This window comes from Hyphomicrobium sp. (assembly GCF_019744875.1).
GTDB lineage: Bacteria > Pseudomonadota > Alphaproteobacteria > Rhizobiales > Hyphomicrobiaceae > Hyphomicrobium_C.
Genome location: NZ_JAIETU010000005.1, coordinates 716108 through 731504 on the forward strand (window position 1 = coordinate 716108; position 15397 = coordinate 731504).

General features: G+C 63.5%; 17 protein-coding genes. 9 read left to right on the top strand and 8 right to left on the bottom strand.

Translation table 11 applies throughout. The features are described from left to right. Positions 1–3 precede the first annotated feature (3 nt). From mnmG to K2Y42_RS13370, 7 genes are all read left to right on the top strand, one after another. A complete protein-coding gene (mnmG, locus tag K2Y42_RS13340; protein ID WP_291153244.1) occupies positions 4–1878 on the top strand; it encodes a tRNA uridine-5-carboxymethylaminomethyl(34) synthesis enzyme MnmG in 1875 nt (624 codons plus the stop codon). Then, a complete protein-coding gene (rsmG, locus tag K2Y42_RS13345; protein ID WP_291153248.1) occupies positions 1875–2594 on the top strand; it encodes a 16S rRNA (guanine(527)-N(7))-methyltransferase RsmG in 720 nt (239 codons plus the stop codon). The genes mnmG and rsmG overlap by 4 nt, the downstream gene beginning before the upstream one ends. A gap of 4 nt (positions 2595–2598) precedes the next feature. Next, positions 2599–3423 (top strand): ParA family protein, encoded by an 825-nt coding sequence (locus K2Y42_RS13350; protein ID WP_291153251.1) that lies wholly within the window; start codon positions 2599–2601, stop codon positions 3421–3423. A gap of 33 nt (positions 3424–3456) precedes the next feature. Next, positions 3457–4347 carry a ParB/RepB/Spo0J family partition protein gene (locus K2Y42_RS13355; protein WP_291153254.1) on the top strand — a complete coding sequence of 297 codons (891 nt, stop codon included), beginning with the start codon at positions 3457–3459 and terminating at the stop codon, positions 4345–4347. Positions 4348–4541: 194 nt separating this feature from the next. After that, positions 4542–4862 (top strand): phosphoribosyl-ATP diphosphatase, encoded by a 321-nt coding sequence (locus K2Y42_RS13360; protein ID WP_291153257.1) that lies wholly within the window; start codon positions 4542–4544, stop codon positions 4860–4862. Positions 4863–4961: 99 nt separating this feature from the next. Further along, positions 4962–5972: a type I pantothenate kinase gene (gene coaA, locus K2Y42_RS13365; protein WP_291153260.1), complete on the top strand. Its 1011-nt coding sequence runs from the start codon at positions 4962–4964 to the stop codon at positions 5970–5972. 226 nt (positions 5973–6198) lie between these two features. Beyond that, positions 6199–6453, top strand: coding sequence for a hypothetical protein (locus K2Y42_RS13370; protein WP_291153263.1), 255 nt, complete (start codon positions 6199–6201; stop codon positions 6451–6453). 124 nt (positions 6454–6577) lie between these two features. Here K2Y42_RS13370 and leuB read toward each other — a convergent pair whose 3' ends face one another. The 4 genes from leuB to dapB all read right to left on the bottom strand — a co-directional run bounded on the left by leuB (position 6578) and on the right by dapB (position 9895). Further along, entirely contained in the window at positions 6578–7693 is a 1116-nt protein-coding gene (leuB, locus tag K2Y42_RS13375; RefSeq protein WP_291153266.1) for a 3-isopropylmalate dehydrogenase, read from the bottom strand. Positions 7694–7816: 123 nt separating this feature from the next. Further along, positions 7817–8407: a DUF4337 domain-containing protein gene (locus K2Y42_RS13380; protein WP_291153271.1), complete on the bottom strand. Its 591-nt coding sequence runs from the start codon at positions 8405–8407 to the stop codon at positions 7817–7819. Beyond that, positions 8400–9047, bottom strand: a complete 648-nt coding sequence (locus K2Y42_RS13385; protein ID WP_291153273.1) for a 2,3-bisphosphoglycerate-dependent phosphoglycerate mutase — start codon at positions 9045–9047, stop codon at positions 8400–8402. The genes K2Y42_RS13380 and K2Y42_RS13385 overlap by 8 nt, the downstream gene beginning before the upstream one ends. Positions 9048–9088: 41 nt before the next feature. Further along, complete coding sequence (gene dapB, locus K2Y42_RS13390; protein WP_291153276.1) at positions 9089–9895, bottom strand: 4-hydroxy-tetrahydrodipicolinate reductase; 807 nt, start codon at positions 9893–9895, stop codon at positions 9089–9091. A gap of 194 nt (positions 9896–10089) precedes the next feature. Here dapB and K2Y42_RS13395 point away from each other — a divergent pair, with 194 nt between their 5' ends. Next, a complete protein-coding gene (locus K2Y42_RS13395; RefSeq protein ID WP_291153278.1) occupies positions 10090–10665 on the top strand; it encodes a hypothetical protein in 576 nt (191 codons plus the stop codon). A gap of 41 nt (positions 10666–10706) precedes the next feature. Here the strand turns inward: K2Y42_RS13395 and K2Y42_RS13400 are convergent, their stop codons facing one another. From K2Y42_RS13400 to K2Y42_RS13410, 3 genes are all read right to left on the bottom strand, one after another. Further along, on the bottom strand, positions 10707–11219 hold the full coding sequence (locus tag K2Y42_RS13400) for a GNAT family N-acetyltransferase (RefSeq protein WP_291153281.1): 513 nt from the start codon (positions 11217–11219) through the stop codon (positions 10707–10709). 143 nt (positions 11220–11362) lie between these two features. Further along, positions 11363–11815, bottom strand: coding sequence for a phasin family protein (locus K2Y42_RS13405; protein WP_291153282.1), 453 nt, complete (start codon positions 11813–11815; stop codon positions 11363–11365). A gap of 256 nt (positions 11816–12071) precedes the next feature. After that, positions 12072–13424: an AAA family ATPase gene (locus K2Y42_RS13410; protein ID WP_291153284.1), complete on the bottom strand. Its 1353-nt coding sequence runs from the start codon at positions 13422–13424 to the stop codon at positions 12072–12074. Positions 13425–13661: 237 nt separating this feature from the next. On the opposite strand from K2Y42_RS13410, the gene K2Y42_RS13415 reads away from it, so the two are divergent. Continuing rightward, positions 13662–14690, top strand: a complete 1029-nt coding sequence (locus K2Y42_RS13415; RefSeq protein ID WP_291153287.1) for an aspartate-semialdehyde dehydrogenase — start codon at positions 13662–13664, stop codon at positions 14688–14690. Positions 14691–14749: 59 nt separating this feature from the next. On the opposite strand, the gene K2Y42_RS13420 is transcribed toward K2Y42_RS13415, so the two are convergent. Next, positions 14750–15358, bottom strand: coding sequence for a septation protein A (locus tag K2Y42_RS13420; RefSeq protein ID WP_291153290.1), 609 nt, complete (start codon positions 15356–15358; stop codon positions 14750–14752). Between the last annotated feature and the right edge of the window lie 39 nt (positions 15359–15397).

The following is a 15397-nucleotide window of genomic DNA, read 5'->3' on the forward strand; positions in this document are numbered from 1 at the left end:
CGGATGGACGAGACAACTTTCGATGTGATCGTCGTGGGCGGCGGACATGCGGGCGTGGAAGCGGCCGCCGCTGCCGCGCGCATGGGCGCGTCGGTGGCGCTCGTCACGCACAAGTTCGCGACCATCGGAGAAATGTCGTGCAACCCCGCGATTGGTGGTCTCGGGAAGGGTCATCTGGTTCGCGAAATCGACGCGCTCGACGGCCTCATGGGCCGCGTGGCGGACGCGGCCGGCATTCAGTTCCGGTTGCTCAACAGGTCGAAGGGGCCGGCCGTGCAGGGCCCGCGCGCGCAGGCGGACCGGACGCTCTACCGCGAGGCGATGCAGGCGGCTGTCCGCGCGACGCCGGGGCTCACTGTGCTCGAAGGCGCGGTCGAAGATCTGATCGTCGATGGGGGCGAGGTCGGCGGCATCGTCACGCAGGCCGGCGTGCGTATCCGGGCCGGCGCTGTGGTGTTGACGACTGGTACTTTTCTAAACGGTCTCATCCACTTAGGCGATCAAACTCATTCGGCAGGTCGGGTTGGCGACGCGCCCGCGCTGAAGCTCTCCGAGCGGCTCTATGGGCTGGGCCTCGCAATGGGCCGGCTCAAGACCGGAACGCCCGCGCGCCTCGACCGGCGGTCGATCGATTGGGATTCGCTCGAGCAGCAGGCGGGCGACGAGGAGCCCGTGCCGTTCTCGTTCCTGACCGAGCGCATCACCAACCGCCAAGTGACATGCGCCGTAACGGCGACGACGGAGGCCACGCACGAGATCATTCGCGCAAATCTGGCGCGATCGCCGATGTATTCGGGGCAGATCGCGTCCAAGGGGCCGCGCTATTGCCCGTCCATCGAGGACAAGGTGGTGCGGTTTGCCGACAGGGCGGCGCACCAGGTGTTTCTCGAGCCGGAAGGCCTCGACGGCGAGACGGTCTATCCGAACGGCGTTTCGACGTCTTTGCCCGCCGATGTGCAAGAGGCTTTTCTTAAGACATTACCAGGACTTGAGCGCGTTATGTTAAAGCGTCCTGGTTACGCGATCGAATACGATTACGTCGACCCGCGCGCGTTGCTGCCGACGCTCGAAACCAAGATCCTGGGCCGGCTTTTTCTGGCCGGGCAGATCAATGGCACGACCGGGTACGAGGAAGCGGGCGCTCAGGGGCTGGCTGCGGGCATCAATGCCGCCTTGCGGGCGTCCGGCGGGGCCAAAACCTTCGTTGTTTCGCGCGCCGATGCCTATCTCGGCGTCATGATCGACGATCTGGTGACGCGAGGGGTCACGGAGCCCTATCGAATGTTCACGTCGCGCGCCGAATTTCGCTTGCGGCTGCGGGCAGATAACGCCGATCAAAGGTTAACGCCGCTGGGTGAGAACATTGCGTGCGTGAGCCTCGTTCGTTCACGGTCGTATCATAATAAAAACAATGCATTACGTGATACTGCTAATCTACTTTCTCAAAAAACGCTCACACCGTCAGAAGCGGAACGAATCGGAATCGAAATTAACCAGGACGGGAGGCGGCGTTCGGCATTCGAACTTCTGTCTTATCCTGCAGTGACCTTCGCGCGCTTGGCTGAGATTTGGCCTGAGCTTCTTTCCGTCGACCCGGCGGTTGCGGCGCAAACAGAAATTGACGCTCGGTACGCCTCTTACGTGCGTCGGCAGGAGCTCGATGTGGCGGCGCTGCGGAAAGATGAGGGGATCGCGATCCCGGCGGATTTTGACTATGCGGCGCTTCCGAGCCTCAAAGCGGAGCTGCGTCTCAAGCTGGCGACGCAGCGGCCGGCCACGCTCGCGCAAGCCGCGCGCCTCGAAGGCATGACGCCGGCGGCGCTCATGGTGATTCTGGCGGCCGTGAAGAAGCAAGCGGCGCAAAAGAAGGCCTCATGAGCCCGCGTCCGGCCCACATCGGCAGCGCCGAGGCGTTCCAACAGGCTTTCGGCGTTTCACGTGAAACCCTCGACCGGCTCAAGACCTATGAGACGCTGCTCAAGACGTGGCAGCGGACGATCAACCTCGTCGCCCCGTCGACCCTGGACGACGTTTGGCACCGCCATTTCGCGGATTCAGCCCAACTGTTTGCTGTTTCACGTGAATCGGCACAGTTCGTGGCGTTTGAGGCGGACAAACCGGAGGGAGAAAAAAGCGCCGGCCCGCGAAACTGGCTCGATTTAGGGTCCGGAGGCGGGTTTCCGGGGCTCGTTCTGGCCATTCTACTGGCCGAACGCGATCCGGCGGCCCGCATGACGCTCGTGGAATCGGATTCGCGGAAGGCCGCGTTCCTGGGCGAGGTGGCCCGCAAGACCGGCGTGGCTGTGGAGATTCGCACGGAGCGGAGCGAAAAATTCGCGACTCAGGCTAAGTCTCAGATAAGAGACGTGATCACTGCGCGTGCGTTGGCGCCTTTGCCGAAGCTGTTGGGGCTCGTATTCCCGTATTTTTCGCCTCATACCGTGGCTGTGTTCCCGAAAGGGCGCGATGCGGCGGCGGAACTGGCCCAGGCGGCAGACGCATTCCGGTTTGACGCCACGACCGAGCCGAGTTTGACCGACGACGAGGCGCGCATCGTGATCTTGAGAAATTTGGCTGTTAAGTCGGAGGGTTAGCCCCGTGACAGGCCCTGGTTCGAACCTCAGAGTTCTGGCGATTGCCAATCAGAAGGGCGGCGTGGGCAAAACCACGACCGCGATTAATCTCGGAACGGCGCTGGCCGCGATCGGCGAGCGCGTGCTCGTGTTGGATCTCGATCCGCAGGGCAACGCGTCGACGGGCCTCGGCGTGCCGCCGGATGCCCGGAAACTTACGTCCTACGATGCCGTTCTCGGTACCGTGAGCCTCATCGAGGCGGCCGTTCCGACTGCAATTCCTGGACTTTTCGTCGTACCGGCGAACTCGGACCTGGTCGGCCTCGAAGCCGATCTTTCGGGAGATGCCAGCCGCGCCTACAAGCTGCGGGACGCGGTCGCGGCGCTCGTGGCGCAGGCGCAGTCGAAACCCGCCGATCAGGCCTTCAAGTACGTCCTGATCGACTGCCCGCCGTCGCTCAATATCCTAACCTTGAACGCGCTGGCGGCGGCAAATGCCGTTCTGGTGCCTGTTCAGTGCGAGTTTTTCGCGCTGGAAGGCATTTCGCAGCTCAAGGACACGATCGATCAGATCCGGGCGACGCTCAATCCGCGCCTCGAAATCCAGGGCGTCGTGCTGACCATGCATGACGCGCGGACGACGCTCTCGCGCGAAGTCGCCGACGAAGTACGGGCCTTCTTCGGCCCCAAGGTCTACGAATCGATGATCCCGCGGAACACGCGGGTCGCGGAGGCTCCCTCGCACGGCAAGCCGATCCTTCTCTACGATTACGACTGCGCGGGCAGCCAGGCCTACATTCGCCTTGCGACCGAGATCATCGAACGCGAGCGTCACACGAAAGCTGCGTAACGGCCTTAAAACACACGATAAACGGGTCAAGTCATGAACTCAGCGCTACCCAAGAGCCGGCTCGGCCGGGGATTGGCCTCTCTGATCGGGGAGTCGCCGCAAAGCCAGCCGCGTCTGCCGGCGGAGGGCGAGCAGCGGCTTTGCCCCGTGGACCAGTTGCGCAGCGGCCGGTTCAACCCGCGCAAGGATTTCGTCGAGCAGGATCTGGCCGAGCTTTCGGAATCGATCCGCACCAAGGGTCTCGTACAACCCATCGTGGTCCGGCCGCATCCTGAGGATGCCCAGGCCTACGAAATCGTCGCTGGTGAGCGGCGCTGGCGCGCCTCCCAGAAGGCCGGGCTGCATATGGTCCCGGTCATTATCCGCGACCTGTCGGACCGCGAAGTTCTCGAACTCGCGATTATCGAGAACGTCCAGCGCGCCGACCTCAACGCCATCGAAGAGGCGAACGGCTACCGGGAGCTGATCGAGCGGTTCGACTATAGCCAGGAGCAAGTCTCCGAGATTATTGGCAAAAGCCGCAGCCACGTGGCGAACACTCTGCGTCTTCTCAAGCTGCCGGCGCCGGTCCAGGCGTATGTTCTCGATGGCCGGCTGACGGCCGGGCACGCACGCGCGCTGGTCGGGCGCGACGACGCGGAGGCGCTGGCGCTCAGGATCGTTGAGCAGGGGCTCAACGTGCGCGAAGCTGAGGCCTTGGGGCAGGCGGGCCCGATCGGCGTTGCGGGTCCGACGGGGGCGCGCAAGGTCCGGGACAAGGATCCGGATACGAAGGCCTTCGAAAAGGAGCTGGCCGATACGCTCGGCCTCAAGGTCGAGGTCAAGCGCGGTTCGGGCGAGAGCGGCAACCTCGTGATCAAGTACGGGAATTTCGATCAGCTCGACTACATCCGCATGCGGCTGACGGGCGCGACAGGCGGCTAAAGGGTTCGCCGTTCGCTTTTTCGCAAGATGAGGTGCCCTACCTTCGTCGGAAATGGGCGTGGCACGTTAAGCTCGCGAAGGCTGAGGACTGGACAGCGCGCTCCCACGGTGCTTAACGCCGTGTTCTGCCGCGCCGGTTCTGCGCCGGTGGGATGTTGGCGCGGCGGTCTCTTCCCGGCACGAAAGCGAATACCATGAGCAACGACGTTCTTTCCCGTCTGGCCGCGACGATTAAGGCGCGGCGGAGCGAGCCCGCGTCCGCGTCCTATACGCGGCAATTGCTGGACAAGGGTCCGGCGCATTGCGCCAAAAAGCTCGGCGAGGAAGCCATCGAGACGGTGCTGGCCGGCGCCGGCGAGGGCGATGCGGCGCTGCGTGCGGAAGCGGCGGATCTTCTTTATCATTTGCTGGTGCTCCTCGAGGCGCGCGGTGTCGCCTGGGACGACGTGCTGGCTGTCCTGGACAAGCGGGCCGGTCAATCTGGTCTGGAAGAGAAGGCGGCGCGTTCGCGCTGACCGGCTCGCGCCAGGGCCGGCAATCGTCGATGCGGTTGGCGCGGCCCCGTGTGTGTGCAACTTTGAAGGAGGAGCCAGGTGAGGCTCCCGGGTGCGAACATGACCACGGCGCTGGATATCGCGGATGCGGGCAAAGGCCCGGCGTCTGACGGACGCAGCCGGTCGAGCGGCGACCTGAATTTTTCTCCCTACCGGATTTTTACTCGCGAGCAGTGGGCTAAACTGCGCGCCGACACCCCAATGACGCTGGAATCTCAAGAGCTTGAGATTCTATCCGGCATCCTGGAGGAGCTGAGCGTCGAGGAGGTGGAGACAATTTATCTCCCTTTGTCACGCCTGCTCAATCTGTACGTTGCTGCAGCGCAAAAACTGCATGCGGTGAGCTCGACCTTTCTCGGCCGGACCGACTGCAAGGTCCCCTTCATCATCGGTGTGGCGGGGTCGGTTGCAGTCGGTAAGAGTACGACAGCGCGCGTGCTCAAAGCGCTTCTGGCGCGATGGCCGGACCATCCGCGCGTCGATCTTTTGACGACCGACGGCTTCCTGTACGCCAACCGGGAGCTTGAAGCGCGCGACCTGATGAACCGGAAGGGGTTTCCGGAGAGCTTCGACACGGCCCGGCTGATCAAGTTCCTGGCCGACGTCAAAAGCGGCAAGGCCGCGATCGAGGCTCCGGTCTACTCCCACTTCTTCTACGACATCATGCCGGGGCAGACGGTCGTCATCGACCGGCCGGACATTCTGATCGTCGAGGGCCTCAACGTGCTGCAGCCCGCCACGTACGAGCGCGGGTCGGACGCGGGGCCTTTCGTGTCGGATTTCATCGACTTCTCGATTTTCATCGACGCGGAGCCTGAGCTGATCGAGCGGTGGTACGTGGAGCGCTTCATGCGGCTCCGCAGCACGGCGTTCCGGGATCCGGCGTCGTTCTTCCATCGCTACGTGACGCTCACGCACGACAACGCGGTGGCGCGGGCGCTGGAGCTTTGGCGGACGATCAACCTCAAGAACCTGGTCGACAACATCCTGCCGACCCGTCCGCGTGCGCGGCTGATCCTGCACAAGGCGCAGGACCACAGCGTCAAGACTGTTGCGCTGCGAAATCTCTGATTCGATCTGATCGAATTTCGAGCAATCGGGAATTTATTTTCGCAAAGAGCCGAATCGGCCTCGCTGGTTTGCGCCTGTCTGGGCTCAGTCGCTCGGAATATTTTGCATAACGCTTCAAGGCATTATGGCTCTCCCGGATATTTTGGGAATAAGTCCCTCTAGACTTGCTGCGGCGCGGCAATCAATTATGGGAAATATTCCTGCTTTTCTCTCAAGGAGATCTATCATGAAGCGCACCGTAGCCCTCGCCGCCGCTCTCGCATTCTGCTCGACCGCAGCATTTGCAGACGACAAGCCGACCGCTGATGAATCGGCGAAGATCAAGGACGCCGTTGCCGCCTGGGGCTGCGAAGGCGGCAGCTACGAGAAGGAGACCGAGGGTTCGGGCGTGTACGAGGCTGAGGACGTCAAGTGCAAGTCCGGCCAGTACGATTTCCGCCTCGACAAGGATTTCAAGGTGTTCGTGATCACCAAGGACTAAGGCGCACCTGGGATCGAGCCTGTCTCCCCCAAGCGTCCATACGAAAAGGCGGCTCTCCGAAAGGAGGGCCGCCTTTTTTACGTCGAATTCGATGACCGGGGCAGGGTTTAAGGCTGCTGCCGGATCAGCCAACCAGCTTTTCGAGCTTGGCGAGGATCGCGCCGCCCATCTCGGTGGTGCCGACCTGGCGCATGCCGGGCTGCATGATGTCGCCCGTGCGATAGCCATCCGAAAGGACGCCGGCGATGGCCTGGTCGATGAGATCGGCCTCCGCTCCCATGCCGCACGAATAGCGCAGCGCCATGCCGAAGCTCGCGATGGTCGCGATCGGATTGGCGAGGCCCTTGCCGGCGATGTCCGGGGCCGAGCCGTGAACGGGCTCGTACAGGGCGAGCCGCTTGCCGGTCGTCGGGTTCTCGGCGCCGAGCGAGGCCGAGGGGAGCATGCCGAGCGAGCCGGTCGCCATCGCCGCTTCGTCCGACAGCACGTCGCCGAAGAGGTTATCGGTGACGATGACGTCGAACTGCTTCGGGTTGCGGACGAGCTGCATGGCGCAGTTGTCGGCCAGGATGTGGTGCAGCTCGACGTCCGGGGCGTAGGACTTGTGGGTCGCGGTCACGACCTCGTTCCACAGCACGCCGGTCTTCATGACGTTGCGCTTCTCGGCCGAATGGACCTTGTTGCCGCGCTTGCGGGCGAGGTCGAAAGCGACCTTGGCGATGCGCTCGATTTCGCGCGTCGTATAGATCTGCGTGTCGATGGCGCGCTTCTGGCCGTTCTCGAGCGTCACGATTTCCTTCGGCTCGCCGAAGTAGACGCCGCCGGTGAGCTCGCGCACGATCATGATGTCGAGGCCTTCGACCAGCTCGCGCTTGAGCGAGGAGGCGTCGGCCAGCGCGGGATAGCAAATGGCGGGGCGCAGGTTGGCGAACAGGTCGAGATCCTTGCGCAGGCGGAGCAGGCCGGCCTCGGGACGAACCTCGTAGGGCACCTTGTCCCACTGCGGGCCGCCGACGGCGCCGAAGATCACCGCATCAGAAGCCTTGGCCTTGGCGACGCAGGCGTCGGTCACGGCGACGCCGTGCTTGTCGTAGGCCGAGCCGCCGACGAGGTCGAACTCGGTCTGGAATTTGGACGTGCCGCTCTTCTTGTTGAAGAAGGAGATGATGCGTTCCACCTCGGCCATGGTTTCAAGGCCGATGCCATCGCCGGGCAGGAGAAGCAGCTTGAGCGTCGTCATGTGTCGAGGTTCCGTCCGAGGGTTGGGTTTGCGTGGCTCGCGTACTACCGCGCCGCCTCGCGCCCTGCAAGCGGACCTAAGCCTGGGCGTCTCGCCCGACGGCCGCGACGCGGGCGGGCGGCGTTAACCTATGAAGGGGACGGCGACGAGAAGCAGGAAGCCGTTGAGGGTGATCACCGTGCCCGCGACACCCATGACGGCGCTGGCGATGAGGACGGCGGACCCACCCGAGATGATGGCGACGGACGCCAGCACGATGGCGATCTGCAGAAGGGCCTGCCCGTAGTCGAAGTACGGGTCCTTGCGGAGCGCGAGGTCGCGGGCGGTTTCGAGCGCCTTGCCGCGCATGAACAGCTCGTCGAGGCCTTCGCCCGATTTGGGATCGGAGGTGAGCTTGCGATCCTCGGCCTTGTAGTCGGCGACCTTCTTTTCGATGGCCGCGCGGGTCTCGGCGCTGAGGGATGGGTTCGCAAGCGCGACCAGCTCCAGTTCGTCGGCCTGCGTTCTCAGGACATGGCGGCGCAAGTTCTTGGCCTGGAAGAAGTTCCAGGTGTTCGCGGCCTCGATGTTCTTGAGCGTGGCGTCTTTGGCGGCGTTGCCGCCGCCGAGCGTGCAGACGGCCAGGATGACGGCGAGCACGCCGATGTAGACGCCGATCCAGCGGTCGCGGCGGTGGTTGGCTGCGGTCGTGTCGTGGGCCAGATGATCAGCCAAGGCCACTGTCGCGGCCTTCAGAACGGACCAGCTCGCGGTATTCTGCGACGTCGCCCGTTTCGGTCATCCGGTAGACCTGGGGGGCTGCCGTTGCAAGCTCGCGGTCGAGGATCTGATCCTCGGAGAGCTTCTCGAGAGACATGATGAGTGCGCGCAGCGAGTTGCCGTGCGCGGCGACGATGACGTTCTTGCCGGCGGCCACGTGCGGCCAGATGAATTCCTGATAGTAGGGCAGGACGCGGTCGGCCGTGTGCTTCAAGCTCTCGCCGCCCGGAGGGGGAATGTCGAAGCTGCGGCGCCAGGCGAGCACCTGCTCTTCGCCCCACCGCTCACGGGCCTCTTCCTTGTTGAGGCCGGAGAGCTCGCCGTAATCGCGCTCGTTCAGCGCGGCGTTCTCGAACACTTCGGGGGCATCGCCGCCGATTTCGCCGAGGATGATGTCGAGGGTGTGCTGGGCGCGCTTGAGCTTGCTGGTGAAGGCGACGTCGAACCGGAGGCCTTCGGACTTCAGGACGCGGCCGGCCCAAAGGGCTTCGATCACGCCCTTATCGGTGAGGTCCGGATTGCGAATGCCGGTGAAGATATTCTTCTTGTTCCATTCGCTCTCTCCATGGCGCACGAGCACGAGTTTGTTCGTCATGGAGTCTACCCGTTTCGTCCTTTGCAACGTCGACATGCGTTTCAAATTCCTAATACATCGCTCATGCTGAAAAGTCCGGGTCCTTTGCCTTGGCCCCAGAGTGCCGCCTTGACGGCACCACGCGCGAAGATGCTCCGATCGCCGGCCTTGTGAGTGATCTCGATGCGCTCGCCTTCGCCCGCGAAGATGACGGTGTGGTCGCCGATGACGGAACCGCCCCGCAACGTGGCGAACCCGATGTTGCCGCGCTTGCGCGGTCCGGTGTAGCCGTCCCTCACCATGTCTGCGTTCGACTTGAGATCGATCTTTCTCCCCTCGGCCGCGGCGGCGCCGAGCATCAGTGCGGTCCCCGAGGGGGCGTCGACCTTGTGACGATGATGCATCTCGACGATCTCGATGTCGAAATCCGCGTCGAGGACTTCGGCGATGCGCCGCGTCACAGCCGTCAGCAGGTTGACACCCAGGCTCATGTTACCGGCCTTGATGACGGTAGCATGGCGGGCGGCAGACTTGATTGCGGTCTCGTCGCGCTCGTCCAGTCCGGTCGTGCCGATGACGTGCACGATGCCGGCCTGGCCGGCCAGCTCGGCCATTTCGATGGTGGCGGCGGGCGCGGTGAAATCGATGATGGCGTCGGACCGGCTGACGAGGTCGCGAGCGTTCGAGGTGACGGCGATGCCGAGGGCGGGGAGGCCGGCGAGAATGCCGAGGTCGGCGCCGATGTGGGGCGAGGAGCGGTTTTCCGTGCCGCCGCTCAGGACGCAGCCCGACGTCGTGGAAATCACACGGATCAGCTCGCGGCCCATACGGCCCGCTGCTCCAGTCACGGCGATTCTGACCTCGCTCATCGCAACCTCGTGTTTCGATTGCGCGCGATATAGCATGTGTGTGGCGGAGCGGAAGTGCGGCTCTTGGGCCAGGAGTCGGTTGTCAACGGTCGAGGGTCTGCTGCGGGCAGAATGAACCGCGCGCGCCACGGATTTTGGCCAAGATGGCGTGTACAAGGAAGCCCAGGGATCAGGCTGGCGTGGGAGGTCTGCCGATGAGCTGGCGCTCTGCGCATCTGATGGCGTTTCTGATCGTACTTTCGTGCACCCGCGCGGAGGCGATCCAACCCGTCAAAAGTCTTTATACAGCGCTTGATTTTGCGCACTGCAAACCGGCGCCTGGCGACCGGTCCGGCGAGGCGCGGATGTGCGCGGGGCTGCCGGGCTATCCGGTCTATGTGTCGGAAGGCAGCCGCGGCACGTACCTGAGCGTCGGTCCGGATGCGCACAAGCGCCGAGCTGCGCGGCAAACGCTTCGTGCTTTCAATACGTTGTTCGACAAGCGCGGCCAGCGGAGCACGATCGAGTGGCGGTTCGTGGTGCGCGGCGAGCAGCCCGTGCCCTACGCCACCATCGTGCGCTACTTCACGGAAAGCCCGTCGGGAGCCGGTGAGGTGCTGGTGGTCATGCGCGTGACGGATCGGGAAGCCTGTCAGGTGGCCTACGTCGATGCGCTGGCCAATCTCGACGCCATCGTGCTGGCGCGGAAGCTCGCGGATACGGTGGCGCGTCAGCGCTCGTGCCCGGCGGAACCCGCGGTTCAGGGTGCGGCCGGGCGCAGTCCGATGTGAGGCAAGCGTAAGAAGGGAGATGTGCTGGGCGTGCCGCGGCCTCAGGCCGGCCAAGCGAATGCAATCTTTTCGAGCTTGCGGCTGCCGATGTTCTCAATGGCCTGCTTCACGGGGCGGCCGCCCCGGCGCCAGTAGAAGTCGGTCGCCATCGTGTTGTCGGCGAGCGCCCAGACGATGAGGCCCTTGAGGCGGCGCTGGTCGAGACCGTGGCGGCATCCCTCGAACAGGTGTTCGCCGAGACCGAGGCCCTGATGGACCGGCGCAATGTAGAGCTCGTAGATCTCGCCCTGGTAGGGGCCGCGCGTGCGCGAAAACCCGAGCGTGGAGTAGCCGACGACGGTGCGCGAGGATTCGATGACGAGCAAACCATCGCCGCTGCGAATGACGCTCGCCCACCATTCGGGGCCGCGCCGGCGGATCATGTCGTCGAGATGGGTCTGAGGAAGGATGCCGCGGTAGGCTTGCAGCCAAGACTGCCTAAAGGTCTCCGCGACCGATGCGGCATCGGCGAGCCGGCCTTTGCGAATTTTGATATCGGAACGCGACCCTAACATTCCCGCACTATAGCGCGAATTTCGATGCGTGAAAGGCTCCACGCGCCGGACGCGAAGCAATTATTTTTTGGTCATAAAAAAAGCCCGGCGACCTAAGTCGCCGGGCTTCACGTCGTGCGCGAGAGTGAAACGTCGAAAGCCGATTAGCTGGCCTTCTTGATCTGGTCGAAGCTCTTCGTGGCAGCCGAGTTCAGGCTCTCGAAGGTCTGCTGTGCAACCTTGGTCGAAAGCTCGAAGAGCTCCTTCGACTGGGCACCAGCGGTCGTGAACTGCTGCTGCACGAACTGCGTCTGGAGGCGCAGGAACTCAGGGAAGGTCTTGGCGCGAGCGAGAGCCTGGGCAGCCTCGAAAACGGCTTCCGTGTTGGTCTCGGTGTTCTTCAGGACCTTGTCGCCGATCGACTTGGCGCCAGCCTGTGCTGCGATCAGCACTTCCTCGAGGACCTTGGCGTTGTCCTTGGCGACGGTGTTGAACTTGCCGTAGGTCTCGCGAGCCTTGGAAACGCTGTCCTCAGCGATGGCCTGGACCTGCTCCGGAATGCGGGCTTCCTTGGCGGCGGCGATGAAGTCTTGCGTCTGGCGGGTAAAGTCGTTCACGGGAATGCTCCTGTTGCAAAATCTTGGGACTGAGTGACGTCTGCGGGCGATGCGACTTGTCCGGGCAACGTCTGAACTCTTCGATCGTGACCATAGCAGCATTTTGCTGCGGTGCAACATTAAAATTTGCTGCCCTGCGGTACGAAATTCTCCGTTGGAGAAATACTGTTACCGATCGGTATCTTATCCTGAGTATATGACAGCACTCCAGCACGCGCCCTTCGCACGTGCGAGAAACTGTCGAAAAATCATGCTCTTACGGCTGAAGACTTGGGAAGCGGTCGCGGTAGCCCATGGCGGCCGGATCAAAGAGAATGTCCCGTGGCGTGAGGGTGCGGGCCAGGGCCATGCCCTCCAGTGTCCGGCACCGCGACAATGCGACGTAGGCCTGTCCGTGCGCGAACGTCCCGCGGCCGAGGTCGATGTAGACGCTGTCGAGCGTCAGCCCCTGCGCCTTGTGGATCGTGAGCGCCCAGGCGAGGCGGACGGGATACTGCTTGAAGGTGCCTGCAACCGTGCCGACGATCTTCTCCTGGTCCTTGTCGTAGGCGTAGCGGCGCTGCTCCCAGCTCGCGGGCTCCAGCTCGTGCTCGCGTCCTGCCACTTCGACGAACACCTTCGTTTCTTCGAGCCGGGAAATGCGGGCGATGGTGCCGTTCACCCAGCGGCGGTCCGGGTCGTTGCGCAGGATGATGACCTTGGCGCCCACTTTAAGAGTGAGAGCGCTGTCGGTTGGATGAGACGCCGACGTGAAGTCGCCCGTGATGCCGGCCTCGTAGGTGCGAGGCTGGGCGGGGAGAGCGTCGAGATAGGCCGAGTTGATGCGCTGGGCGGCGGCGTTGGTCGGCGTCAGGATGACGAACTGCTCGCCCTCGCTGAGGGTGCGGATGGGGCTGACGCGCGTGTTCAGATCGGCGAGGTCGTCTTCGTCGGCCTCGCCGTCGCGAATGCGGTTCAGGACTGAGATCAGCCGTTCGTCGCTCTGGCGGAAGACGTGCGTCAGCTCGAGGCGTGCGGTTCCCGCGCCCTCTCCGAGGGCCGGACAGGAAAAGAAGAACGGGCCGCCGAACTCCGAGTCCAGGTGCTGGGCGACCTCGGCTTCCTGCACGACGGGCGGAAGCTGATGCAGATCCCCGAACATGATGAGACGGACGCCGCCGAACGCTTCGCGCGGGCGGCCGCGGTTCACGCGCAGCGATTGGTCGATGGCCCACATCAGATCCGAACGAACCATCGACACTTCATCGATGACCAGGAAGCTGATCTTGCGCATCACCTGGCCGTTGCGGCTGCGGCGGATGTCGTCGGGGCGAATGAGGCGCGGGGGAAGGCCGAAGAAGGAGTGAATGGTCTGGCCGCCGACGTTGACGGCGGCGAGGCCGGTCGGCGCGACCGCGACGAGCTCGTGATCGAGCGTTGCCTTGAGAGCGCGCAGCAGCGTCGACTTGCCGGTGCCGGCGCGGCCGGTGACGAACAGATGCCCGTCAGCCTCGCGGACGTAGTCGACGGCGGCGGCATATTGCTCGGTCGGCGTGACGCCGGGCGGCCAGGACGCATCCGGCAATACGGCGGGCGGGCCCGCGGGCTGAGAGGGGGGAGGTGTCCGCAAGGCTAACCTTCTGATCCGGAACCGAGCCTCCGACCTAAAGTGATGCGGCAGCCGTGTCAAAGCGCAGCGGCCGGAGGGCCTGGGTGCGGCTTCAACCAATTGGTCCTTGAAAGCGGGGTCCGCGGCGCGTAAGTCAACGCCGCCTAGGATAAATTCCAATTTTTCGACACGGCCTAGGATATTCCCTAGCTGGGCGCCCCACCGTGGCGTCTCGCTGCTGAAAGGACGATCGAGACCATGGGCTACAAAGTCGCTGTCGTCGGCGCCACCGGAAACGTCGGGCGCGAGATGATGAATGTGCTGACCGAGCGCCGTTTCCCGGCCGATGAGGTGTTTGCCATTGCTTCGCGCCGTTCGCTCGGAACGGAAGTGTCGTATGGCGATCGCACACTCAAATGCCAGGATCTCGAAAAGTTCGATTTCTCGAAGGTCGACATCTGCCTGATGTCGGCGGGCTCCTCCGTGTCAAAGGAGTGGAGCCCCCGCATCGGCGCCATGGGTTGCGTCGTGATCGATAACTCGTCGTGCTGGCGTTACGACCGGGACGTGCCGCTCGTCGTGCCGGAGGTCAACCCGGACGCGCTCGCGGGCTTTTCGAAGAAGAACATCATCGCCAACCCGAACTGCTCGACGGCGCAGCTCGTCGTCGCGCTGAAGCCGCTGCATGACGCGGCGACGATCAAGCGCGTGGTCGTTTCGACCTATCAGTCCGTGTCGGGCGCGGGCAAGGATGCGATGGACGAGCTCTGGTCGCAGACCAAGGCCAAATACGTGCCGGGCACGGAAGTGGAACCGACGAAGTTCCCGAAGCAGATCGCCTTCAACTGCATTCCTCATATCGACGTCTTCATGGAAGACGGCTTTACGAAGGAAGAATGGAAGATGATGGCGGAGACGAAGAAGATCCTGGATCCCAAGATCAAGCTCACCGCTACGTGCGTGCGCGTGCCGGTGTTCGTCGGCCATTCGGAATCGGTCAACATCGAGTTCGCACGTGCGATCTCGGTCGAGGAGGCGCGCGAGCTTCTGAGCAATGCGCCGGGCATCCTGGTCGTCGACAAGCGCGAGCCGGGCGGCTACGTGACCCCGGTCGAGGCAGCCGGCGAATACGCGACCTATGTGTCGCGCATCCGCGAGGACGCGACGACCGAGAATGGCCTCGCGATGTGGGTCGTGTCGGACAATCTCTTGAAGGGCGCGGCGCTCAACACGGTGCAGATCGCCGAGACGCTGATCGAGCGCAACATGCTCAAGAAGGCGGCGTAACGCCTGCTCCGAAATCCATCATGGCCGCCGGTGTGCGGCCATGATGGGCGCTCGCGCCATTAGACCGGCGTTTGCTCTTCGTCCTCGGGCTTGTCGAGCGCATGGCGCTGCAGGAGCCCGACCTGGGCAATGGCGAAGACCATCGTGATCGGCATGATGCCGAATACCTTGAAGGCCACCCACGAGTCCGTCGACAGCAACCGCCAGGCGAATTCGTTCAGCACCGCGAGCAGCACGAAGAAGCAGGCCCAGCGGAAGGTGAGCTTGCGCCAGCCTTCTTCCGTCAGGCTGAACACGTCGCCGAACAGGTAGCGCAGCAGCGACTTTCCAAAGAACAGCCCGCCGAACAGCACGCTTGCGAAGATGGTGTTGACGATGGTGGGCTTGAGCTTGATGAACAGCTCGTCCTGCAGCCACAGCGTCAGTCCGCCGAAGACGAGAACCACCACGCCCGAGACGAGCGGCATGACAGGCACGCGCCCGAACAGGAAGCGGGAGGCGATCAGCGAGACGATTGTCGCGGCGATGAAGCAGCCCGTGCCGTAGAAGATGCCGGCGCGCGAATTGACGATGAAGAACACGACGAGCGGACCGAGCTCGACGAGGAATTTCAGGAGCTGCTGCGTGCCGCTGTCCTGCGTTTCGGTCTTCATCTCGGTCTGGCTCATCGACGTTCCATTTTTATCGGCGCTGCTTTGGGCGGTGCA